Below are 24,808 nucleotides of genomic sequence, written 5' to 3' on the forward strand. Positions count from 1 at the left end.
ACGAGTGTTAGTATATGCTTAAATGATAATTTAGTCAATTGGTTGGAGAACGCTTTAAATCACTAAAGTATTAAACGCCACAATCGAATTTGTGCTTAAAAAGAGACATCCGCCAAGAGATGGAAGGCGGATGTGGCGATAGATAGTCTATGTCTATTTAGTAAATATTTTTTCATTATACAGCACACTTGGATGAGTGGGGTTATGGGCGGCGGAGGCAAGGTGATGTGTTTTGGCTTTCTCCAAATTGCCGAGCTGATAATAACAATAGCAAAGCTGAAGGTGAGGATACCACGTTTTATACTGTGTGAGTGTGAAGGCTGCTTCGTTTTCAGGAGCCTTCAGCGCCTGCTCATACCAAAAGATCGCTGCCTGATGTTTATTTTGAATTTTTAGATGATCCCCGATCCGGCAGCAAAATTCTGGCCGAGGCTGATCATATAAGAAAGAACGTAATAATGAGGATAAAGCCGCTTCCTCGAAACCTACCGCATAATAGCAGTCGGCTAAATATTGGCATGCGCGAATTTCATCCTCAATCCAGCACTGTTTTGTCGCTAAAAATTCATGATAAAAACGAATCGCTCTGACATGCTGCTTGTTATCTCTTAATTCATTGGCAAAGTAAAAGAGATCACGGGGTGTCATGTTCTCTCCCTTTGCCAGCATATCTTCATAAATTCGCAAGTTGCGCCCAGGCTCACCAGCGGTTGTTTTCTTACGCTTTTGGTGTGTGACGGCGATATCGGCTGGAAAGATGTTGCCATACACTTGAAGATACTCATGAACGGCTCCGTACCATTGAAAGTTTAAGGCACGCTTCACTAGGCGATTTCTTCTATATTTAAAATTCACCCGACCGTCTTCATCAAATCCCACATGATAAAACATCGAGACGGCATCTACCGAAGGATCGAGTGTCTCTTTGAGCTGAAGAAATTTTTGACGGTCTTCTTCTAGCAGAACATCGTCTGCATCAAGCCATAAAATATACTCTTTCGTTGCACGTGAGAAAGCGAAATTGCGGGCTTTGGCAAAATGCTGAACCCATTCGAAATCAAGTACCTGTGCTGAAAAGGAGTGAGCAATCTCCTTCGTACGATCTGTTGAACCTGTATCAACGATGATCATCTCATCGACAATGTCTTGAACAGAGGAGAGGCAGTCCGCTAACACCTCCTCTTCATTTTTCACGATCATACATAAGCTAATGGTTACCATCTTTAGATCACCTCTTCATAGTGTATCGAGCAGCAAAAGGAAACATTCTTTTCAGCAGCAGGTTTTTTAAAACTAGTTTTCTGCTACTGGCTGATTTAGAATAAAGGAAGAATCTATGTAAGGGCTGATAAAAATGAGTTTATTGAATGTTGAAGGATTATATAAAACCTATGGCGAGAAAACGCTGTTTGATCATATTTCTTTTCATATAGAACCAAAGGAACGCATCGGATTGATTGGACCAAACGGAACAGGAAAGTCAACGCTCCTAAAGGTCATTGCAGGACTTGAATCGTTTGAGGAGGGTGACATCACGAAGGCAGGGACACTTGATATCGAATTTCTTGAGCAGGACCCTGAAATGAACGGGGATGAAACGATTCTCGATTACATTTTTTCTGGAACAGCACCCATGATTCAAACGATGAAGGCATATGAACAGGCACTCGCTGATTTAGAGCATGATCCGCAAAATGAAGCAAAACAAGAGGCGCTCATGCGCATGCAAAATCGAATGGATCAGGAAGACGCATGGGATGCGAACCTGTCAGCCAAAACGATTTTGACAAAGCTTGGCGTCAAAGATGTGAGCCGTTCTGTTCATGCCTTATCAGGCGGACAGAAAAAGCGTGTCGCGATTGCTAAAAATTTAATTCAGCCTGCGGGATTGCTGATTTTAGATGAGCCAACCAACCATCTCGATAATGCAACGATTGAATGGCTCGAAGGATATTTGAGTCAATACAGCGGTGCTGTCATTCTGGTGACGCATGATCGTTATTTCCTCAACCGGGTGGCCAATCGGATTTACGAATTGAATCAAGGACAGCTTTATACGTATAAAGGAAATTATGAAGTCTTTTTAGAAAAAAGAGCGGAACGAGAAGCAGAGGCTCAGGTAAAAGAAACGAAGCGTCAAAACTTACTCAGACGCGAGCTTGCATGGCTGAGAAGAGGGGCAAAAGCAAGAACGACGAAGCAGAAAGCACGCATCGGCAGAGCCGAAGAGCTGATGGATCAAAAAGGGCCTGATGCGAAGGGAGAGCTGGATTTCGCCATCGGTTCCCATCGCCTAGGAAAACAAGTCATAGAGGCAGAAGACTTATCGATTTCATTTGCTGGCCAGATCCTTGTGGAGCGGTTTACAGACTTAGTCGTACCGGGCGACCGGATTGGGTTTATCGGACCGAATGGAGTCGGAAAAACGACGCTTCTCAACTGTCTAGCGGGTAAAATTGAACCGACTTCAGGACAATTGACGATTGGACAAACCGTTCGTATTGGCTATTACACGCAGGATCACAAGGAAATGGATGAAGAGCTGACGATCATTGAATACATCAAGGAAACAGCTGAAATCGTTAAGACATCTGATGGCGCCATAGTGACAGCAGAGCAAATGCTGGAACGGTTCCTATTCCCAAGATCCATGCAGCGGACGTTTATTCGCAAACTGTCAGGGGGAGAACGCCGCAGACTGTATTTACTGAAAGTCTTAATGGAAGAACCGAATGTTCTCTTTCTAGATGAGCCGACGAACGATCTTGATACGGAGACACTTAGCATTTTAGAGGATTATTTAGAACAGTTCCCTGGCGTTGTCATGACCGTATCGCATGATCGTTATTTCTTAGACCGAGTGGTTCACCGTCTGCTTGTCTTTGAAGGAAATGGCCGCATTTCACACTACCAAGGTGCTTACAGCGATTACCTGGAGCAAGAAAAAGAGGCGAAGCGGACAGAGACAAAGCCTGCTGAGAAACAAGTAGAAGCGGCGCCTAAAAAGAGAAAAAAACTTTCTTATAAAGATCAGCTTGAATGGGACGGAATTGAAGACCGGATTCAGGCATTAGAGGAAAAACATCAGCAGCTTGAAGCCAGCATTGCAGAAGCAGGCAGTGATTTTGGGAAAATTCAAGAGCTGATGGACGAACAAAAAGCCGTTGCTGAAGAACTAGAACAAGCAATGGACCGCTGGACAGAACTGTCGATCATGATTGAGGAATTAGAGGGTTAATCCTAATATGAAACCTGTAGAACATTCTACAGGTTTTTTTGCTTTACATCAAAACATGAGAGAATCAAGAACTCAAACATTTACGTTTACGTTAAGGTTATAAAGGTGTATAATAAATCATGAATTGATGAGCAGGAGGCACTGGCAATGGAATGGATGAAAATTGATCAAGTGGCGAAAAGAAGCGGGCTGACGAAACGGACGATTCGTTTCTATGAAGAGATTGGTTTATTATCAGCACCAAAGCGGACAGAGGGCGGTGTCAGACTGTACTCAGAGGACGACATGGAAGAACTAGAGAAAGTAATGCAGGCAAAAGAGGTACTCGGCTTTTCTTTACAAGAGCTTCAATCGTTTATGGAAATAGGAAAACAGCTAGAGCTAAATAAAGAAGGCTATTTGCTGTCGCTTGATCCGAAGGAACGATTAGAGAAGCTGTTAGATATGGATGCGCAGCTGACTGTGCAGCATCAATTGATTACAAAAAAGCTTGAAACGATTCAATCCTTTAAAAAGGATCTTGAAACGATGAAAGATAAAGCGGCTCATGCAATTGAGCAATTACAAAAATAAACACCTCTGTGTGTTTATTTTATTTTGTCAACATTTGAAGGAAAGGTTCTGATGGAATGAAGGAAGAAGAAGTGTTAAAACAGCGTACAAGTCTGCTTAGACAGCCGAAGGCCGTCTGGGCTGTTGCCTTTGCATGTGTGATTTCATTTATGGGGATAGGACTTGTGGACCCGATTTTGCCGGCCATTGCATCACAATTAGATGCATCTCCAAGTCAGGTCTCTCTTTTATTTACGAGCTACTTACTTGTGACCGGCTTTGTGATGTTTTTTACCGGCTTTCTCTCTAGCCGGATTGGTGCGAAATGGACGTTATTAATCGGACTTATTTTTATTATTGTCTTTTCTGCTTTAGGCGGTACCTCTTCAACGATTAACGAATTAATCGGCTTTAGAGGCGGATGGGGCATCGGGAATGCCTTATTCATTTCAACGGCTCTCTCTGTCATTGTTGGCGTGTCTGTTGGAGGAAGTGCGAAGGCCATTATTTTATACGAGGCTGCACTAGGTCTTGGGATTTCGGTTGGACCACTGCTTGGGGGAGAGCTTGGGACGATCTCTTGGCGCGGACCATTCTTTGGCGTTGCGGTATTAATGCTTGTTGCTCTTTTAGCCATTACGTTTATGCTTCCACCGATGCAAAAACCTCAGAAAAAGGTGAAATTATTCGAGGCTGTCGGGGCGTTAAAATATAAAGGGCTTTTAACGATGGCATCTGCCGCTTTCTTATACAATTTTGGTTTCTTTGTGCTTTTAGCGTATTCGCCATTTGTGCTTCATCTGGATGAGCATGGTCTTGGTTATGTCTTTTTTGGATGGGGACTATTTTTAGCTGTGACATCCGTCTTCTCAGCGCCGGTCATTCATCGCAAGCTTGGGACATTGACTTCTCTTGTGGTTCTGTTTGCTTCGTTTGCTGTGATTTTATTCGGTATTGGGATCTGGACTTCACATGTAGTCGTCGTCATCTGCGGAATTGTCATTGCTGGGGGTATTCTTGGCATGATCAATACTGTGCTCACGACCGCTGTGATGGGATCAGCACCGGTTGAGCGTTCCATTGCTTCATCCTCTTACAGTGCTGTACGGTTTATTGGGGGCGCGATTGCTCCTTGGATTGCCGGCGTACTTGCTGAATCTTATACAGCAAGCACCCCTTACTATGTTGGGGCGGCTGTCGTTCTGTTAGCCATGATCATCCTGCTTATTGGTCGTAAGCATCTCATCAATATTCAAGCAGGTCATTAAATAGAAAAAGCCATATATCTGCATCACATATATGGCTCAGCGTGTAGACAAACCCTCGCATTCTTTGTCAGGACTGCGTTCCGGTGCTCACGAATGTTCAATTCGCTCCACTCCGGTACTCGTCCTTCCTAGACTTCAAAGGTTTTCTATCATGCTGAAAAGAAGACAAAGGGCTAAAATAAAGATCATTTTAGCCCTTTGTCAACAATCTGAAGCCTATAATACTTTGGTCGTCCAAGATTCGCAATTCCAAGTTTCAGTGGCTACATCTTGATAAAATTCAGGTTCGTGAGAGATCAATAAGACGCTCCCTTTGTATTCTTTTAATGCACGTTTTAGTTCTTCTTTCGCATCCACATCCAAGTGATTGGTCGGCTCATCGAGAACAAGTAAGTTGGTTTCTTCGTTGATCAGCTTGCAAAGACGGACTTTTGCTTTTTCTCCTCCGCTTAATACAGACACGCGGCTTTCAATATGTTTTGTCGTTAATCCGCATTTTGCAAGAGCGGCTCTCACTTCATATTGCGTGTAAGAAGGGAAGGTGCCCCATACCTCTTCAATACAGGTGTTGCTGTTTTGCTCTTTTACTTCTTGCTCAAAGTAGCCAATATGAAGGAATTCTCCGCGTTCCACCTCACCCGAAATTGGCGAGATTTCTCCAAGGAGACTTCGCAGCAATGTCGTTTTTCCGATCCCGTTAGCGCCGTATAACGCAATTTTTTGCCCGCGTTCCATTTTCAGATTTAATGGACGAGAGAGCGGTTCATCATAACCAATGACCAAATCTTTTGTTTCAAAAATCAATTTCCCAGAAGTCCGTGCCGTCTTAAAGTGGAATTCAGGCTTTGGCTTTTCTGCTGCGAGTTCAATCATATCCATTTTATCCAGTTTCTTCTGACGGGACATGGCCATATTTCTTGTGCTGACACGTGCTTTGTTTCTTGCAACAAAGTCCTTTAATTCAGCGACTTCCTGCTGCTGCCTTTTATAAGCTGCTTCAAGCTGCTGCTTTTTGACTTCATACACTTGTTTAAATTGATCATAATCACCAACATAGCGCGTGAGCTCTTGATTTTCAACATGATAGATCAAGTTAATGACGCTGTTTAAAAACGGAATATCATGTGAAATGAGGATAAACGCATTTTCATATTCCTGTAAATAGCGCTTCAGCCACTCAATATGCTGCTCATCTAAATAGTTGGTCGGCTCATCGAGAAGGAGAATTTCTGGCTTCTCTAACAGCAATTTCGCAAGCAATACTTTTGTACGCTGCCCGCCGCTCAGCTCCGTCACATCACGGTCCAGCCCAAGATCCGTTAACCCAAGACCTCTGGCTATTTCTTCAACCTTGGAATCAATGATATAGAAATCATTGTTTGTGAGCGCATCTTGAATGACACCCACTTCCTCTAACAGCTTTTCCAGCTCATCAGGATCGGCTTCACCCATTTTGCCGTAAATGTCATTCATCGCTGCTTCCATGGAAAATAAATAGTGGAATGCATCCTGAAGGACTTCGCGGATCGTTCTGCCCTTTTCTAGCACAGTGTGCTGATCAAGGTAGCCAACACGGACATTTTTTGCCCATTCGACTTTTCCTGCATCTGGCTCCAGCTTGCCAGTAATAATATTCATAAACGTTGACTTCCCTTCACCGTTGGCGCCAATTAAGCCGACATGCTCGCCTTTTAATAAACGGAAGGAGACTTCGTGAAAAATGGCTCTGTCGCCAAAGCCATGGCTTAAATCTTTAACAGATAATATCATTTTTTACACCTCAAATAGATTCAAAACGGCTAGTGCCTCTCATGATTATATCGAACTGTCCGGCTCGATAAAAGCATCAAAAGAAAAATTGCGTTTCAAAGCTGATTTTGAGATACTAAAGGATAGATTGAATGAGGATAAAGGAGATCGACATGATAGAAAATTGGGCATTTTTGAAAGAAGCAAAGCCATTTATACAAGAGAACTTCCAAGCGGCTGGCTTTGAAAAACCAACAGCTATACAAGAAAAAACAGCAGAATGGATTACGGAGAAGCGTGATGTGATTGCAGAATCGCCTACGGGAACGGGGAAGACACTGGCGTATGTGTTGCCGCTTTTAAATAAAATCGATGTGAATATCAAGCACCCGCAAGTCTTAATCTTGGCACCTTCAAGAGAGCTTGTGATGCAAATTTTTGATGTCGTGCAAGAGTTCAAACAAGGATCAGACATCAAAGCGATCTCCTTGATTGGTGGAGCGAACATTAAAAAGCAGCAGGAAAAACTAAAGAAACACCCGAACATCGTTGTCGCAACACCTGGCCGTGTACAAGAATTAATCAAAATCAAGAAACTGAAAATGCACGAAGTCAAAACGATCGTGCTAGATGAAGCAGATCAGCTTCTTGTGCCAGAGCATATGAAAACGATCCAAGCGATTATTAAATCCACATTAAAAGAAAGACAAATTCTTTGTTTTTCTGCAACCCTGAAAGACGAAACGGTTCAACTGATTAAAGAAATGACAACTGAACCAGAAGTATTGAAAATTGCCAGAAGCGAGGAAGAAGCGCAGAAAGTAGGACACTATTATCTGTTATGTGACCAGCGTGACAAAGTGAAACTACTGCAAAAGCTATCACGGCTTGAGGACATGCAGGCGCTCGTTTTTGTGCGTGATATTACGAATTTAAGCATTTATGCAGAGAAATTAGCATATCACCATGTCGACCTCGGTGTCCTTCATAGTGAAGCGAAAAAAGCAGAGCGTGCTATCATCTTAAAGGAATTTGAACAGCGTGAATTCCCGCTTCTTCTTGCAACGGATATCGCAGCAAGAGGCATCGATATTGACGATCTGCCGTATGTGATCCATGCCGACCTGCCAAACGAAGAAGGCTATATCCACCGTTCAGGCAGAACCGGTCGCGCAGGAAAAGAAGGGGCTGTCATCAGTCTTGTCACACCTCAAGAGCAATCAATGCTGAAAAAAATGGCGAAAAAGCTGAATCTTTCGCTTCAGGAAATTGTTTATAAGCAAGGCCAGCTGCATCTTGCGCCAAAGCAAGCATAGAAAAAGGACCCTTCCACATGGAGGGTCCTTTCTTTTTATGAAATTTTGACAAGCTGTTTTCCGACATTTTCCCCTTTGAATAGTCCGAGGAATGCATCAGGAATGTTGTCAAAGCCTTCAATGATTGTTTCTTTGTAAGTCAGTTTGTCTTCTTTTACCCATTGTGCGAGATCTCTTGCTGCTTCTTCAAAACGATCTGAATAGTTGGCAACAATGAAGCCTTGCATCAATGCGCTTGTTTTAATGAGTTTTGTTTGCACACGCGGTCCGATGTCCTCGCTTGCGCTAATATTATAAGACGAAATCGCGCCGCACACTGGAATACGTGCGAAGCGGTTCAAATGATTCATCACAGCATCAGATATTTCGCCGCCTACATTGTCAAAATACACATCGACGCCGTTAGGGCATGCCTTTGCAATAGCATCATCTAAGTCATTTGTTGTTTTATAATTAATCGTTTCATCAAAACCCAGTTCTTTTAAATAAGCCAGCTTATCATCAGATCCCGCAATCCCAACGACGTGAGCGCCTTTGATCTTAGCAATTTGCCCAACAACGGAACCAACAGCACCTGCGGCCCCAGAAATGACAACGGTCTCGCCTTCTTTTGGCTGACCAATCGCAAGAAGACCGAAATAAGCGGTTTGTCCTGGCATGCCTAAAATGCCTAAATAATAGGACAATGGCGCAATGGATGGATCAATTTTAGTCAGAGATTCAGCTTTGGCTGTAGAATATTCTTGCCAGCCAAGGAATCCAAGAACAAAATCACCTTTTTCAAATTGAGACGATTTAGACTCGACAACTTCTCCGACAACACCGCCCTGAATCACTTCATTTAGCTTGAATGGAGGTGTATAGGATTTTGTATCCTGCATTCGTCCTCTCATATAAGGATCTACAGAAACATATTTCGTTTGAATCAAGACTTCACCATCTTGCGGCACAGGTATATCGACTGTTTCAAAATGAAAAACATCTTTTGTAGGTAATCCTTGTGGACGTTTGGCTAATTGAATTTGCTTTTGTTGACTCATGTCAAATCCTCCCTTTCACTTGCAACCTAGATTTACATTAACATGATGCTTCTTTTCATTCAAAACATACGGTCTATTTCAAGCACATACAAAAAAGCAGCCGCCATCTCAGAGATGAGGACTACTTTTTTGGAAGTCAACAGAGAGGAGCGGTGGCAGACAGCCAAACAGCTGATACACGTCCGCATCACGTTCTTTTAATAAATATTCGTTCGCATTTTGCATGGAGGCTTTCATCATATCGCGCGTCACAAAAGGAAAAAGGATATTCAAGTATGAGGACAACAGGTCTTGTGGATCTTGTTCAATTGACTCGATATCTCCAATGTTAATAATGATGGAAAAGAGATAATCAATGGAGATGCGAAAGTGCTGTTCAGCAAACAATGTAAGCGGCTTTGCTTTTGCTTCTTCAGGATTCCACTTTTGAAAAAGCTGTTTCACCAAATCACTGACAACCCAAGCATTAAACTGCTGCTCCGCTGAAAAGTAATACATCAGCTCTACCTCATTTCTAGCCTCCAGTACAAGAATTGTACACCAAAATAGCAGGGATGAACATAATATTTCTGAAAATTTAGTCATTTTTACAGGGTTTTTGTCAAAAATAAGTCAATAGGCATGGCTAGTACACAATGTAAAATGGATGTGCTCAAGGAAGGTTTAATGATAAAAGTGACGGGTAAAAGATTCGTAAGACGCTAAAGGAGGAATATAAAATGAAACCTGTTGTAAGAGAGTATTCAAATGATGAAACACTTCAAAGAGATGTAGAGCAATTAAAATCACTCGGTGTTGCAAGAGAGGACATTTATGTTCTGTCCCATGACGATGATCGTACAGAGCGTATTGCTGGAAACGCAGATGCCAATACGATAGGTCCAAGAGAAGTTGGACTGAAACATGCTGTTGGGAACATCTTTAGTAAAAAGGGCGATGAGCTCCGAAATAAAATCCATGAAATTGGTTTCTCTAAAGAAGAAGCTGAAACATTTGAAGAACATTTAGACGAAGGGAAAGTCCTTCTCTTTGTGACAGACCATGAAAAAGTGAAAACTTGGGCATAATCGCCAACTGAAAAAAGTCTCTTACTTTCGTAAGGGGCTTTTTTTCATGCCTTCATCTCTGAAGGAGAGGATGCATCTTTTTTCCTATATTAAGAAAAAACAGCAGATTGGAATAAACAGTAAATCATCTAATTGAAAATGCAGATATACCAAAGAAAATGATAGGAAATGAGAAAGGAATAGTCAAAATATCACAAAAATCTATTCGGGAAATAATTATTGTATCTTTCAATTTTGTTTCAAAATGTAATGGGAATCTTGTGTAATTTAGTAGATAAATTTCTTAGTTCTATTGGTTTATGTTGTGTTTTTATGTAGAAATAAGTGTTTTGAGGTCAAAAAACCACGAAAAATACCTGTATTTTCAATTAGAAAATTCATTTTAATGTTTAGGAAATAATTTGTTGACAAAATAATCTAAAAACAATATATTTGGCTTATTCCAGTTGTTATGGAAGTAGTTGTTAAATTTCTGATGGGTTTATTCTAGGCACACTCTAGTGATAGGTGGTGGCATAAAACCAAGGTAAAAGCACTCGGGAAATTTCTACTAAAACACAAGAAAATGGTTTTTTACATGAAGAAGAAATGATAGTCGATTTAAACAGTAGATGATCTTTCTAATATGATCACTTTGCAAGAGATAATTAAAAGACGTCGTATTCCTGCACAATAGAGAAAGCGTTTTCAAGAAAGGCAGTGAGTTGATCGAACGGTGAAGGAGGTGAACTCATATGAAAAAAAGAGAGAACAAGCTGAGGCGCTGCAGCTGTCAAATGGCTGCATATGAGGATGCATGCTGAAAAAGAAGAGTGAACATGTGGGATGCTTCTCTTCTTTTTCAGAAAATAGATTTCCTAAAAAATCCATCTTTCATTTTAACATAAGGTGTTTGGCTTGAAAATGACCTTTGCCCGGAAAGTCGATTTTAAATAGAAGGAGGTCCTGTGATGAAAAAGGCTTTATACCATGAAGACAGTGGGTTGTATCTAGAAAAAATGCGAATGGCATTTCAAGAACATTATGAGAAAAGAACAGATATGTGGTCTACTGATCCATCTTTAACAGATGCAGCCGTGGTGTCACTAAAGGCATGGCGTTCAAGGGAAAAGAATGCACTTGCTTCTGTGCTGGATATCGGGTGCGGGAACGGCCGGGCACTTGAACATTTAAGCGGGCTTTCCGCATATGTCGGCATCGACCTGTATGAGCATGAGGAGTGGGTAGGATTACAGAAAAGAGAAACGGTTCCTGTCCATTTTGTTCATCAAGATTTTATGTCCTGGTCGATGGGCCAGGGTCGAGGGATGCAGTTTGATTTAATTTTAGATCATGGCTGCTTTCATCACCAGCACCCTGATGATCATGAGCGTTATTTAAAACAGGTTTCCTCTTTGCTTCATGAAGGCGGCGTCTTCTCACTTGTTGTATGGGGAGAAGAGTGGAGAACAGGATTAATCGGAGAGGATGGCCGTTTCCACTTTTCGTTTTCAGACTCTCAGCTTGGAGAAAGAATTTGTTCATCAGGTCTGGAGCTTGTATCGATTACACCATTAAAAGCAAAAGCCGGCATTAGCCAGCATCATGTCATTGCCGTCAAAATCTAGTACAAAGGTGAACACTCAAACGTAGCAGAGGTGTTCATTCTAAGAAACAGCCTGTGCGCAACATGTAAGGGAAAGGCGTTATGAACCAAGAATTCTGCTCCTTTGTACTGGAAAAGACCTAGATTGACATATCGCTAGAATAGGTGGAATCAAGGTTTGAACGATGAGAGGAAACGCACATCCATGTTCTTTTAAGCTATTAGTGCAGGCACATATTCATCACCATCACTGCGCTACCGGAGTCGATTTGGGTGCAGCGATGAATAGGGGGGAGACAAATGAACAAGTTTGTAGATGAATTGCAATCAATGATTCATCATTTTACCTTTCAAGAAAAAAACTATTTGCTCGTGGGGCCAGTGAACCTGCCAATCTCCATTCAACATGAAGAAGTGCCATTTAAATGGTATGCCTTCGCACCTGTTGAAGGGGAGACAAAACCAACGATCGAATCTATTGTCCAAATGAGTACCGCGCAGCAAACCTTTTCCTCTTGTCTCTTATTTGGCGACTTTGAAAATGAAATGCCGCCGCTTGTGCGAATTCATAGTGTCTGCCAAACAGGGGATGTGTTTGGGTCACTGAAATGTGACTGCGGTCCACAGCTTGCGTTATCGCTGAAGAAAATCACCGATTACGGAAAAGGCATGCTCGTCTATATGGCCAATCAAGAAGGGCGGTCAATTGGGCTAATGGCGAAAGCATTGACGTATAAATTACAGGAAATGCAGCTGGATACTTTTGAAGCCAACCGTCTGATTGGCTGCGGAGATGATGACCGGATTTACGAGGAGGCAGCGGCTGTTCTGCACTATTTAAACAAAGGGAAACCAATGCATCTCCTAACGAACAATCCAGATAAAGTCGATTCCATTGCTGCCTACGGTCTTCCTGTTTTGCGGTTTGATCATACGGTCGAAGCCTCTCTCTATAATGAAGCCTATTTAAAAGCAAAAGCAGCCTCAGGGCATATGGTCGATGAGAAAAAATTAATTAATCAGTAGATGAGTTTACTTTAAAGAAGGCGGGAGAAAAGCGTGAAACCTGAAATCAATTGGATTCAAATCCCAAGCGGCTATGCAACAATCGGAAGTAATGAAGAAGATATGAAAAAGGCATCAGAATTCTGGAAGGACAAGCTTCTCAATCCAACTTACGGCCGTGAGAAAAAATTTCAAAAATGGCTGTATAAAGAATTTCCATCCTATCAGTCGTATATCAATGAATTTTTCATTTCAGATACGGTCGTCACCAATGAATGGTATCAAAGCTATTGTGATGAAACAGGCCAGTCGTACCCAGAGAGCTTAACGAATCAAGAGCTTGGCGGCGGGAAAGATCATCCGGCGTGGGGCATGGAGATCGAGGAAGCCTTCTCATTCTGTCAGTGGCTGAGCGGAAAACTCGGGATAGACGTGTCGATTCCTACTGAAGAAGAATGGGAATATGCTGCCCGGGGTAACACGAGAAATCAATACCCATGGGGAGATGAGTTTGACCCTTCTTCCTGTAATACGTACGAATCAAATATCGAAAAAACGACGCCTGTCCGCCATTACGAAAAGGGCAGATCCTTATTCGGTCTTTATGATATGGGGGGCAACGTCGAGGAATGGGTCAACACCAAATATCATGTGTACGAAGGCGGCATTGAGGTCGTAGATGATTTAACGGAAACGCTTGGCAGTGATTACTACATTTTAAAAGGCGGCTCCTTTGCAAGAGGCGGAGATTTATGCAGAGTCGCCAGAAGACACGGAAAGCACCCAGACCCTGTTTTTCGATTTACTGGCTTTCGTGTAATGACTCGTCAAAAACAACATATAAAGGTGGGAGTGTAAAACTATGCATAGAGGACCAATTACATCTGTTTTATCAACTCAGCAGGACCAAATTGTTTACACTGGCGGCTATGACCGCTGTATTTATCAGTGGAACCGGGCGACAGGAGAAGGAACGTTTATTGGAAGTCACGAGCATATCATTAACTCTTTATCTCTTTCTGAAAACGGAAAGTATTTAGCGAGTGCATCGTCAGACTATACCATTCAATTGTTTGATACAAGTACTCATACTCAAATTCGCACCCTGTTTGGTCATGCGGATGATGTAGAAGCCGTTGCTTTTGCGAAGCAGGATACGTTGCTTGTATCGGTGTCTAGAGATAGAAGATGCTTAGTCTGGGATATCGAAACAGGAGCCATCCTAAGAGAATTTCATGGACATAGCAAGGATGTATTAGCTGTATGGATACATGGCGATAAAGCTTATACAACAGGTGATGATGGCTATGTTCTTGTGTGGCTGTATGATACAGGAGAAATTGTAGGGGAGATCGGTCCGTTTGATTATGAGCTGGACACAATCAGCGGCAGCAATCAAAAAGAAGTGTTCGCACTTGGCAGAGACGATGGCACCGTTATTATTTATGATGCGGTGACTTTACAGGAGAAAAAAATCATCAAAGCTCATTTACAGGGCGTCAAGCGTGTGAACTTTTCTCCAAGCGGCAATTACTTGCTGACAGCAGGCTATGACCATTTAATTAAGCTGTGGAATTACGAAACAGGGGATTTGGTTGATACTCTTCTCCCTCATAAATATCAGTGGGAGCGCTCGCTTGTCTGGACGGAGGATGAGAAATCCATCCTAGGAGCCAGCTTTGGAAAAACGTATTGTGAATGGTCTATTGAAAAGGGGAAAGTGGTATCAGATGAGATCGAAATGGCGACACCATCTATTAATGATATTGCACTGACTGATGCGGGAGATATCATCACAGCATCAGATGACGGAAAATTCAGAAAGAATGGGATTGAAATCGCTAAATCGACAGGCGTTTTAACAAATGGAGTGGCTGTCGCACGAGATGGAAGCTATTATGCTTGGGGAGATCATGCAAGTCAGGTGCATATTGTTCATGAATCATTACAGCAAATGGTTTCGTTTGATCTCAATACAGGGCCGGTCAACAGTGTGTATTTCCACGAGGAGGATCGGCAATTTTATATTGGAACTTACGGCGGCTATGTACATGTCATTTCGACGGAGCATTTAAAGGAAGTTGGTCGTTCCAAAGCACACGATTGTGCTGTGAAAGCACTAAAAGTAGAAGGAGATCATATCATCACAGCTGCGGTAGAAGGAACCATCTGTCTTTTAGATAAGAAGAGCTTGTCTTTAAAAGCGAAATATATCGGGGCGACTGAGCTATTAAATGACGTATTCATTGATAGCAAAAGAGATCGTATTGCCATTGTCAGCCGTGACAAGAATGTGAGATTGTTTGATTTGCATACAGGAAGAATTTTAGACCAGCATAATGAACACCAGTATTCGATTAAATCGGTCTCTGTCACAGACTCTGGCTATATTGTGAGCGGAGATTATTGGGGCTATATCGTTGTGTGGAATCCAGAGCTTGGGGTCAATACCGGCCCAATTAGAATTGCCAAGAATGGAATTAGTGCCATCAGACAATTAGGCAATGATGTATACGCAAGCTCGTATGATGGTGGGATTTATCATATTCGAGAAGATGGCACGTATACCGAAGTACTGCGCTTATTTGAACAATTTCCAAAAGAAGTAATCTCTCATTAAGAAAAAGAATGTAAGCGGGGGATTCTCATGATAAGTGTTTGCAAGGAACATATGAAAAAAGGTCTGACTGTACTCAATTGTCCGCATGTGCTCCTCATTAATAAATATGAATGTCGCAAATGCTGTTTTTGTAAACAACGAGCATCATATAAACTTTTTTATTCCTTGCCTTACTATGATCGTTCTGAAAAGAAACGGATGGAAAAAATATGAGAATAGAACTCCTTCATTTCCTGAAGGAGTTCTTTCCCTTGAAAGAGAAGAAAGGAGACTCACATGAAAGACGATGTGTTTTATATGAAACTGGCGATTGCCAACGCAAAGGCAATGAAAGGGCAAACTTCCCCAAACCCGCTTGTCGGTGCAGTCATTGTGCAGCAAGGTGAAATTGTTGGAATGGGTGCTCACATGAAGGCGGGCGAACCTCATGCTGAAATTCATGCACTGCACATGGCAGGAGAAAAGGCAGAAGGAGCTCATCTGTATGTAACGCTCGAACCTTGTTCGCATCATGGGAAAACGGGTCCTTGCACAGAAGCGATTATCAAAAGTGGTGTGAAACGAGTAGTCATTGCGACGCAAGATCCGAATCCGCTTGTAGCAGGGAAAGGGATTACCGTTTTGAAACAAGCAGGGATCGAAGTAGATGAAGGAATATGTAAACAGGAGGCGGATCGCTTAAATGTGCCTTTTTTCCATTTCATTCAATCAGACCTTCCCTACGTCATCTTAAAATCAGCCATTTCATTAGATGGGAAAATTGCCACAGCTCAACTTGAAAGCAAATGGATCACAGGAACAGAAGCGAGGCAAGAAGTGCAGCAATTGCGCCAAGAAGCAGATGCTGTGATAACAGGTGTCGAAACGATTATTCAAGATGATGCAGGTCTTATTGTGAAAGATTCAATCATGACCCAGCCCATTCGTGTCATTTTAGATTCCACATTAAGAATTCCGCTTCATGCCAAATGCTTAACAGATCACATGGCGGAAACCATTATTTGTACATCACAAAACTACGATCAAAAAAAGTATCATCAGCTGATACAAAAAGGACATCAAGTATTTGTCACAAGCGGAGAACATCGGACAGATCTTCAGGATGTGTTACACATGTTGAAGAAGCGCTCTGTGATGTCAGTGCTTGTTGAGGCAGGAGGCAGTGTGAGTGCGTCATTTTTAGAAGCATCATTTGTGAACGAAGCCGTTATCTATATGGCGCCTTTATTGATCGGAGGGAAAGACGCACCTACTTTCTTTGAAGGAGAGGGTGTGAAAAAACTAAAAGAGGCGATCCGTCCAGCGAATATTGAATATAGTATGGTAGGAAAAGATTTAAAAATGACGATGAGATTTCAATGAAACAAAGACCTTGTGTATGGAGCGCAAGGTCTTCTCAACTTTTCCAAATAAAAATAAAAATGTACATACACCTTTCACTATGAGGTTGAATACGATGGATGGGGGTGATTCTATGAAAAGATGTAGACAATGTGGAAAAACCTATCCAACTCATTCGAAAGGCCACTATCAAAAAAAGAGCTGGTATGATGGGTATAAGGATGATGGATGGGAATGTGATAGTTGTAAGAAAGGAAAAACAGGGAAAAATCCTTGCTGCGGAAAGGATCCTTGTGTTTGTGTCATTCAAGGTCGGCCAGGCAGAAGAGGTCCAGCAGGTCCAGCGGGCTCAGCAGGTCCAGCAGGCCCAGCAGGCCCAGCAGGCCCGATAGGTCCAACGGGAGTAGGCTTAACTGGCATCGTGGCATTTGATCCAGCGGTAGCCCCAACCTATCCAGTAGGTCAAGTGGTGACATTCGAAGGTGGGACGTATATCGTGAATACAGCACCACCAACAGGTACGCCAGGTACGTCGCCAGATTATACCTTGTTAGCAGCAGCTGGTGAAACTGGTGCAACCGGTGCTACAGGAGCCACAGGAACAGGAGCGACTGGCGCCACAGGAGATACGGGAGCGACCGGAGTAACAGGAGCCACGGGAGCGACCGGAGCAACCGGTGCTACAGGAACAGGAGCAACCGGCGCCACAGGAGATACGGGAGCAACCGGAGTAACAGGAGCCACGGGAGCGACCGGAGCAACCGGTGCTACAGGAACAGGAGCAACCGGCGCCACAGGAGATACGGGAGCAACCGGAGTAACAGGAGCCACGGGAGCGACCGGAGCAACCGGTGCTACAGGAACAGGAGCAACCGGCGCCACAGGAGATACGGGAGCAACCGGAGTAACAGGAGCCACGGGAGCGACCGGAGCAACCGGTGCTACAGGAACAGGAGCAACCGGCGCCACAGGAGATACGGGAGCAACCGGAGTAACAGGAGCCACGGGAGCGACCGGAGCAACTGGTGCTACAGGAACAGGAGTGACCGGCGCCACAGGAGATACGGGAGCAACCGGAGTAACAGGAGCGACCGGAGCAACCGGTGCTACAGGAACAGGAGCGACCGGCGTCACAGGAGATACGGGAGCAACCGGAGTAACAGGAGCCACGGGAGCAACCGGTGCTACAGGAACAGGAGCAACCGGCGCCACAGGAGATACGGGAGCAACCGGAGTAACAGGAGCCACGGGAGCGACCGGAGCAACCGGTGCTACAGGAACAGGAGCGACCGGCGCCACAGGAGATACGGGAGCAACCGGAGTAACGGGAGCTACAGGAGCCACGGGAACCGGAGTAACAGGTGCTACAGGAGATACTGGGGCGACCGGCGTCACTGGAGCGACCGGAGTAACGGGAGCTACAGGATTGACCGGCGCCACGGGTGTAACAGGAGATACCGGAGCAACCGGAGTAACAGGTGCAACAGGTGTCACTGGAGCCACAGGATTGACCGGGGCCACAGGTGTAACGGGAGCTACAGGATTGACTGGGGCCACAGGTGTAACAGGAGATACCGGAGCGACCGGAGTAACGGGAGCTACAGGATTGACCGGGGCCACAGGTGTAACAGGAGATACCGGAGCGACCGGAGTAACGGGAGCTACAGGATTGACCGGGGCCACAGGTGTAACAGGAGATACCGGAGCGACCGGAGTAACGGGAGCTACAGGATTGACCGGGGCCACAGGTGTAACAGGAGATACCGGAGCAACCGGAGTAACAGGAGCCACGGGAGTAACAGGAGCCACAGGATTGACCGGGGCCACAGGTGTAACAGGAGATACCGGAGCGACCGGAGTAACGGGAGCTACAGGATTGACCGGGGCCACAGGTGTAACAGGAGATACCGGAGCGACCGGAGTAACGGGAGCTACAGGATTGACTGGGGCCACAGGTGTAACAGGAGATACCGGAGCGACCGGAGTAACGGGAGCTACAGGATTGACCGGGGCCACAGGTGTAACAGGAGATACCGGAGCGACCGGAGTAACGGGAGCTACAGGATTGACCGGGGCCACAGGTGTAACAGGAGATACCGGAGCAACCGGAGTAACAGGAGCCACGGGAGTAACGGGAGCCACAGGATTGACCGGGGCCACAGGTGTAACAGGAGATACCGGAGCAACCGGAGTAACAGGTGCAACAGGTGTCACTGGAGCCACAGGTGTAACAGGAGATACCGGAGCAACCGGAGCAACCGGAGTAACAGGTGCAACAGGTGCAACAGGTGTCACTGGAGCCACAGGATTGACCGGGGCCACAGGTGTAACAGGAGATACCGGAGCGACCGGAGTAACGGGAGCTACAGGATTGACCGGGGCCACAGGTGTAACAGGAGATACCGGAGCAACCGGAGTAACAGGAGCCACGGGAGCCACAGGTGCCACAGGTGCTACTGGATCGAGTGCAATTATTCCGTTTGCATCAGGTTTACCTGTCGCTTTAACAACGATTGCAGGCGGTCTAGTCGGGACATCTAGTTTGGTCGGCTTTGGTAGCTCTGCAACTGGTGTCAGTATCTTAGGCGGTGTCATTGACTTAACAGGTGCAGCAGGTACGCTTTTAAATATGGCATTCTCTGTACCAAGAGATGGTACCATTACTTCATTTGCTGGATACTTTAGTACCACGGCAGCATTGGCTTTAGTCGGCACGAATATTACAGTAACAGCAAGTTTATTTGCTTCACCGACACCAGATAACAGCTTCACTCAAATAGCAAGTGTCACGTTGGCACCACCATTAACTGGGATTCTCACTATTGGTGCTATTTCAAACGGCATCGCTACTGGTCTGAATGTGCCAGTTACAGCAGAAACAAGATTACTGGTTGTTTTCTCTGCGACTGCAACAGGATTATCCTTAGTTAACGCTGTAGCAGGCTATGCGAGTGCTGGTTTATCCATCACGTAATAGACACAAAGGGATGACTCGATTTGAGTCGTCCTTTTTGTTTGAATGAATTTTCTCTCAACTTCGTAAGAAAAAATGATATGATTTTCTTAGAGTCTATTCGATGAATCTACTTGAATTAGGGGTTGTGGCGGTGAGGATGGGCAAAAGGAAAGTCACTTTACAAACGAAAATTTTGGGATTAATTATCGGGCTTTTGCTTGTTGTCATTGCGTTATTGACCATTTGTTTTGGTTTTTTGCAGACCTCAGAAAGGCAGCGGCAAGCAGAACAGCTGGCGGTGCAAACCGCTAGAACAATCTCATATATGCCGCCCATTAAAACATCGGTGGCCACATCTGCATCGAAAAATGAAGAACAGGTAGTACTTGAGCAAATGAAGGATCAAGTTAGAGCACATGCCATCTTCATTACCAATCAAAAAGGGAAGATCCTTTTTCATACGAACCATGAGAATGTAGGAAAAACCATCAGTGTATTTAGAGGAAGAAGTACCCTGCTTTTTGGGGGAACCTCCATATCATCGGGTGATTCTAATGGTGAAACCGTTGTCAGAGGCAGTGCCCCGATTATGAAAGAAACAGGCAAGCATGAAGAAATTATTGGCACAGTCACCGTCGAATTTTTAAAAAAGGAAATCGATCAAGCGACAGCCCATCAACTATTCAAGCTTAGCTATATTGCTCTTCTTGTGCTCTTGCCTGGTATATTCGGAGCGATCTTTTTAACAAGAAGTATTCGTAAAGATACATTAGGTCTTGAACCGCATGAAATTGCTTCATTATTTCGAGAAAGAGAAGCGATGCTGCTTGCGATAAAAGAAGGGATTATTGCGTTTGACCGTAAAGGCGCGATTACGATGATGAATACATCTGCTGAACACATGCTGCGCGTTTCATCCGAGCTGCGGCTTCATATTGATCAAGTCTTGCCAAAAGCCAATCTCCTTGTCTATTTAAAGGAAGAGACAATTGAACCGAACATCGAAACCGTCGTCAATGATAAAACCTATGTCTTAAATGTGAAAAAAGTGGTGCAGGACAACCGTGTCTTTGGAGGGATTGTGAGCTTCAGGGAGAAAACAGAGCTGACGAAGCTGTTGGATACATTAACAGAGGTCAGCCAATATTCAGAAGACCTGAGAGCGCAAACACACGAATTTTCAAATAAGCTGTACGCCATTTTAGGTTTGCTTGAGCTGAAGCAAGTGGATGAAGCCATTGACTTAATAAAGGAAGAATATACGCTGCAAAACCGTCAGCACGATTTACTGATGAAGCAAATACGATCTCCTAAAATACAAGCCATCCTACTTGGCAAGCTAGGGAAAGCCTCTGAGAAGAAGGTACATTTCCACATCGATGAAAATAGTTCATTGGAGCCGCTACCAGCACATTTAAGTCTATCTCACTTTATTACCATCATCGGCAATCTCGTAGACAATGCGTTTGAGGCTGTATTGAATCAGGAGAAAAGAGAAGTAAGCTTGTTCATCACAGATATTGGATTTGATATTATCATAGAGGTGTCTGATTCAGGGGATGGTGTCAATGAAGGAGCCATTTCACAACTTTTCACAAGAGGACATTCATCAAAGGGAGAAGGACGAGGCTATGGACTCGCCAATGTCAAAGAAGTATTGGACGAACTTGGGGGCTGGATTGAAATAACGAACCAAAAAGAAGGCGGTGCCATCTTCACTGCATACATACCGAAAGGCACAAAGGGGGAATAAATGGTGATGAAGGTACTCATTGCGGAGGATGATTTTCGAATCGCAGCCATTCATGCATCTTATATACAACAAATAGAAGGATTTCAAGTCGCCGGAAAGGCAAAGAGTGCAAAGGATATGTGGGAGGCGCTTCAAAAGGAACAAGTCGACCTCATCTTGCTTGATGTGTATATGCCCGATGAGCTCGGCACAAACTTGTTGCCGCTTTTAAGAGAACGCTATCCAGAAATAGATGTGATTATTATCACAGCGGCAACGGAAACGACACTTTTAAGAGATGCCCTTCAATACGGAGTGGTTCATTATTTAATCAAACCAGTGACCGCACAAAAGTTTGCGCAAGTTTTAACTGAATATAAAGAGAAGAAAGACATCATCAATTCCAAGGATGAAGTCAATCAAACGATGATTGATTTGTTTTTTGGACAGATGCAGGAAGAGCCAAAGGAACAGGATGACAGAGACCTGCCTACAGGCATCAATTCGCTGACTTTGGACAAGGTGAAAACATTGATGGCATCAGAGAATAATGGAATTACAGCAGAAGAACTAGGAGAAAAGATGGGGGCATCACGTACAACAGCGAGACGGTATGTTGAGTATCTCGTGACAACAGGAGAATGCCGGGCAGAGCTTGCGTACGGAATTATTGGCAGACCAGAGCGAAAATATTATCCTGCCAAAAAGCAAGCGGAGTCTTAAAAGATGAAAAAAGCAATATGCCTTGTCGTGATCATAATATGTCTTTGTATGACGCTCACCTTTAATGAAAAAAAGGGAGGTGACTCTTTCCTGCAGCACAGCCCATTATATATCGTGGTGTCTGGTGTCCCTGACGGCGGCTTTGACCAAACAGCTCAAGTGATGAAATCAGTGCTCGAGAAGGAAAAGCTGGTGAAGCGGCCGGTGAATATCCTTTATCAAAGAGGCGGAACGGTGGATAAAGGATGGACATATATGCTGGAGCGAGATACCAACTATATTAGTTTAAATTCAAGCTTATTGTTAAGCCGTAATTTGCTTGGCAGCAGTAACATGACAATGAATGATGTCACGCCACTTGCGATTCTTGCGGAAGAGTGGCAGGTCGTCGCAGTCCCAGTGGATTCTCCCTTTTCAAATGGGAAGGAGCTATTAAACACACTAAAGAAGAAACCGGATTCCTTAAAAATTGGATTTGCCCCAGACTTTGGAAATGATGATCAAATCTCATTCGCACGAGCGGCAGAAATGGCAGGAATTGATCCATACCGCATTCAATTTTTAAAATTTGACAGTGCAGATGATTTATTTCAGGCGCTCATTGACCATGAGGTGGATGCAGCAACAACAACGATTACAGAGGTTCGTCATGATTATGAAAAGAAGAGGCTAAAACTCATAGCGACCACAACCAATCAGCGTTTAGAGGGATTTGAAGATGTGCCTACTTGGAAAGAGCAAGGCATCCCGCTCATCTTTTCTCATTGGCGTGGTGTCATGGGACCCAAACAAATGAATCAGCACGAGATTCGTGAATGGGATCAGCTTCTTCAAAAAATGACACAGACTAAGTCCTGGAAAAAGCAATTAAAGCAAAAGGGCTGGACAAGTCGTTATATGAACAGCAAAGAGGCAAAGATCTTTATGGAAGAGCAATTAAGGCGATATGAGCAGTTTATTCAAGGAGAACAAGCGGTCGAGTGAGACCGCTTTTTTTCATGGAATCCATCAAAACCAAGGTTTGAACAAAATGAACAAAAAGCATTTATCGCCCGAAAAAGAATTAAAATTCATAATATTTACTTCAATTCAGGCGTCAGATATCATGACAGAAAGGGTTGGAAATGGGATACCAATATTTAATGAAAGCGTATACAACATAAGGGGTGAACAAAGTGTTAGCAATCTTAGGATTTCTTATGATGGTTGTATTTATGGTTTTGATTATGACGAAACGTATGTCTGTTTTAACGGCATTGGTGTTAACACCAATTGCATTTGCTCTTATTGCAGGTTTTCATTTTACTGAAATTTCAGACATGATTGTCAAAGGTGTGCAGCAAGTCGCACCGACAGCGGTCATGATCATGTTTGCGATTTTGTACTTTGGCATTATGATTGATGCAGGTTTATTTGATCCGATGGTGGCGAAAATTTTAAAAATCGTCAAAGGCGATCCATTAAAAATTGTCGTCGGAACAGCTGTCCTGACTATGCTTGTTGCACTTGATGGTGACGGAACCACAACGTACATGATTACAACAACAGCGATGCTTCCGTTATTTACGCTGCTTGGCATCCGTCCGATTATTTTAGCGGGAATTGCCGGAGTTGGCATGGGGATTATGAATACAATTCCATGGGGAGGAGCCACACCTAGAGCGGCGAGTGCACTTGGCGTTGATCCATCACTTTTATTTGGTCCGATGATTCCAGTTATTGGTGCAGGGGTTTTGAGCATGATTGTGGTGGCATATTTTCTTGGGAAGTCTGAAAGAAAGCGGCTTGGTGTCATTGAGCTCGAACAGCCGATTCATGCAAATGAAATGGCAGCGGCACTACAGGACGACATCAAGCGGCCGAAACTTTGGTGGTTTAACCTGTCGCTTACGTTGTTATTGGTGCTCCTTCTTGTCTCTGGAAAAGTCAGCTTAACGGTTCTATTTGTTCTTGCTTTCTGTGTGGCAATTATCGTGAACTATCCGAACCTTGAACAGCAGCGTGAGCGGATTGCGGCTCATTCAACCAACGTTTTAGCGATTGCTTCCATGATATTTGCGGCAGGGGTTTTTACAGGCATCTTAACAGGCACAAAAATGGTCGATGAAATGGCGATTTCGATTGTATCTGCCATTCCAGAGCAGCTTGGCGGCTTCATTCCAGTCATTGTGGCGTTAACGAGCGGAATCTTTACGTTCTTTATGCCGAATGATGCATACTTTTATGGGGTCCTGCCGATCCTATCAGAAACAGCGGCAGCATACGGTGTTGATAAAATTGAAATCGCGAGAGCCTCTATTATTGGCCAGCCGATTCATATGTTAAGCCCACTTGTTCCATCCACTCATTTACTTGTTGGACTTGTTGGAGTATCACTGGATCAGCATCAGAAGTTTGGCATGAAATGGGCTGTGCTTGCAGTTGTCGCCATGACGGTCATGTCGGTACTCATTGGGGCCATCTCCATTTGGTAAATAAAAGAGTGTCTGCTACGTGAGCAGGCACTTTTTTTAGGTCATATTGCCGAGCAGGCACAATTCATTTGCCCTATACAAAAACACTCTTGTTCCTCCAAAAGATATATTTTTGAAAAATACTGACACTTTTACTGTTTTT

19 protein-coding genes are annotated in these 24,808 nt (G+C 43.9%); 15 read left to right on the forward strand and 4 right to left on the reverse strand.

All coding sequences use genetic code 11. The annotated features are described in order from the left end of the window. Nucleotides 1-153: 153 nt before the first annotated feature. Entirely contained in the window at nt 154-1,221 is a 1,068-nt protein-coding gene (locus MHB83_RS08610; RefSeq protein ID WP_003214241.1) for a glycosyltransferase family 2 protein, read from the reverse strand. Between the two features lie 133 nt (nt 1,222-1,354). Here MHB83_RS08610 and MHB83_RS08615 point away from each other — a divergent pair, with 133 nt between their 5' ends. The 3 genes from MHB83_RS08615 to MHB83_RS08625 all read left to right on the forward strand — a co-directional run bounded on the left by MHB83_RS08615 (nt 1,355) and on the right by MHB83_RS08625 (nt 5,058). Next, nucleotides 1,355-3,238: an ABC-F family ATP-binding cassette domain-containing protein gene (locus tag MHB83_RS08615; protein WP_342496817.1), complete on the forward strand. Its 1,884-nt coding sequence runs from the start codon at nt 1,355-1,357 to the stop codon at nt 3,236-3,238. Between the two features lie 147 nt (nt 3,239-3,385). Next, nucleotides 3,386-3,811: a MerR family transcriptional regulator gene (locus tag MHB83_RS08620; RefSeq protein ID WP_003213966.1), complete on the forward strand. Its 426-nt coding sequence runs from the start codon at nt 3,386-3,388 to the stop codon at nt 3,809-3,811. A gap of 56 nt (nt 3,812-3,867) precedes the next feature. Further along, a complete protein-coding gene (locus tag MHB83_RS08625; RefSeq protein WP_342496818.1) occupies nt 3,868-5,058 on the forward strand; it encodes an MFS transporter in 1,191 nt (396 codons plus the stop codon). A 216-nt stretch (nt 5,059-5,274) separates the two neighbouring features. Here the strand turns inward: MHB83_RS08625 and MHB83_RS08630 are convergent, their stop codons facing one another. After that, nucleotides 5,275-6,828, reverse strand: coding sequence for an ABC-F family ATP-binding cassette domain-containing protein (locus MHB83_RS08630; RefSeq protein WP_044141251.1), 1,554 nt, complete (start codon nt 6,826-6,828; stop codon nt 5,275-5,277). Nucleotides 6,829-6,980: 152 nt separating this feature from the next. On the opposite strand from MHB83_RS08630, the gene MHB83_RS08635 reads away from it, so the two are divergent. Then, nucleotides 6,981-8,123: a DEAD/DEAH box helicase gene (locus MHB83_RS08635; protein WP_003214170.1), complete on the forward strand. Its 1,143-nt coding sequence runs from the start codon at nt 6,981-6,983 to the stop codon at nt 8,121-8,123. Nucleotides 8,124-8,158: 35 nt separating this feature from the next. Here MHB83_RS08635 and MHB83_RS08640 read toward each other — a convergent pair whose 3' ends face one another. After that, nucleotides 8,159-9,163, reverse strand: coding sequence for an NADP-dependent oxidoreductase (locus tag MHB83_RS08640; RefSeq protein ID WP_003214060.1), 1,005 nt, complete (start codon nt 9,161-9,163; stop codon nt 8,159-8,161). A 108-nt stretch (nt 9,164-9,271) separates the two neighbouring features. Beyond that, nucleotides 9,272-9,661, reverse strand: coding sequence for a YfmB family protein (locus MHB83_RS08645; RefSeq protein WP_003214189.1), 390 nt, complete (start codon nt 9,659-9,661; stop codon nt 9,272-9,274). A gap of 221 nt (nt 9,662-9,882) precedes the next feature. On the opposite strand from MHB83_RS08645, the gene MHB83_RS08650 reads away from it, so the two are divergent. From MHB83_RS08650 to MHB83_RS08700, 11 genes are all read left to right on the forward strand, one after another. Next, nucleotides 9,883-10,230, forward strand: coding sequence for a general stress protein (locus tag MHB83_RS08650; protein ID WP_003214326.1), 348 nt, complete (start codon nt 9,883-9,885; stop codon nt 10,228-10,230). Between the two features lie 950 nt (nt 10,231-11,180). Beyond that, entirely contained in the window at nt 11,181-11,837 is a 657-nt protein-coding gene (locus tag MHB83_RS08655) for a methyltransferase domain-containing protein (RefSeq protein ID WP_003214095.1), read from the forward strand. Between the two features lie 278 nt (nt 11,838-12,115). Beyond that, complete coding sequence (locus MHB83_RS08660; protein ID WP_050945773.1) at nt 12,116-12,841, forward strand: GTP cyclohydrolase II; 726 nt, start codon at nt 12,116-12,118, stop codon at nt 12,839-12,841. A gap of 33 nt (nt 12,842-12,874) precedes the next feature. Further along, nucleotides 12,875-13,678 carry an SUMF1/EgtB/PvdO family nonheme iron enzyme gene (locus MHB83_RS08665; RefSeq protein WP_050945774.1) on the forward strand — a complete coding sequence of 268 codons (804 nt, stop codon included), beginning with the start codon at nt 12,875-12,877 and terminating at the stop codon, nt 13,676-13,678. 4 nt (nt 13,679-13,682) lie between these two features. After that, a complete protein-coding gene (locus tag MHB83_RS08670) occupies nt 13,683-15,440 on the forward strand; it encodes a WD40 repeat domain-containing protein (RefSeq protein ID WP_050945775.1) in 1,758 nt (585 codons plus the stop codon). 276 nt (nt 15,441-15,716) lie between these two features. Beyond that, the gene (gene ribD, locus MHB83_RS08675; protein ID WP_342496819.1) at nt 15,717-16,802 is read left to right on the forward strand and encodes a bifunctional diaminohydroxyphosphoribosylaminopyrimidine deaminase/5-amino-6-(5-phosphoribosylamino)uracil reductase RibD; all 1,086 of its coding nucleotides are present in this window, start codon (nt 15,717-15,719) and stop codon (nt 16,800-16,802) included. A 112-nt stretch (nt 16,803-16,914) separates the two neighbouring features. Then, nucleotides 16,915-19,755 carry an exosporium glycoprotein BclB-related protein gene (locus MHB83_RS08680; RefSeq protein WP_342496820.1) on the forward strand — a complete coding sequence of 947 codons (2,841 nt, stop codon included), beginning with the start codon at nt 16,915-16,917 and terminating at the stop codon, nt 19,753-19,755. Between the two features lie 139 nt (nt 19,756-19,894). Then, the gene (locus tag MHB83_RS08685) at nt 19,895-21,490 is read left to right on the forward strand and encodes a sensor histidine kinase (protein ID WP_342496839.1); all 1,596 of its coding nucleotides are present in this window, start codon (nt 19,895-19,897) and stop codon (nt 21,488-21,490) included. A 3-nt stretch (nt 21,491-21,493) separates the two neighbouring features. Further along, complete coding sequence (locus MHB83_RS08690; protein ID WP_170966035.1) at nt 21,494-22,192, forward strand: response regulator; 699 nt, start codon at nt 21,494-21,496, stop codon at nt 22,190-22,192. Nucleotides 22,193-22,195: 3 nt separating this feature from the next. Then, on the forward strand, nt 22,196-23,176 hold the full coding sequence (locus MHB83_RS08695) for a tripartite tricarboxylate transporter substrate-binding protein (protein WP_003213926.1): 981 nt from the start codon (nt 22,196-22,198) through the stop codon (nt 23,174-23,176). A gap of 191 nt (nt 23,177-23,367) precedes the next feature. Further along, nucleotides 23,368-24,666 carry a citrate:proton symporter gene (locus MHB83_RS08700; RefSeq protein ID WP_050944809.1) on the forward strand — a complete coding sequence of 433 codons (1,299 nt, stop codon included), beginning with the start codon at nt 23,368-23,370 and terminating at the stop codon, nt 24,664-24,666. The last annotated feature ends 142 nt before the right edge of the window (nt 24,667-24,808 follow it).

It is taken from the genome of Bacillus sp. FSL K6-3149, from assembly GCF_038630515.1.
Taxonomy (GTDB): Bacteria; Bacillota; Bacilli; order Bacillales; family Bacillaceae; genus Bacillus; species Bacillus pumilus.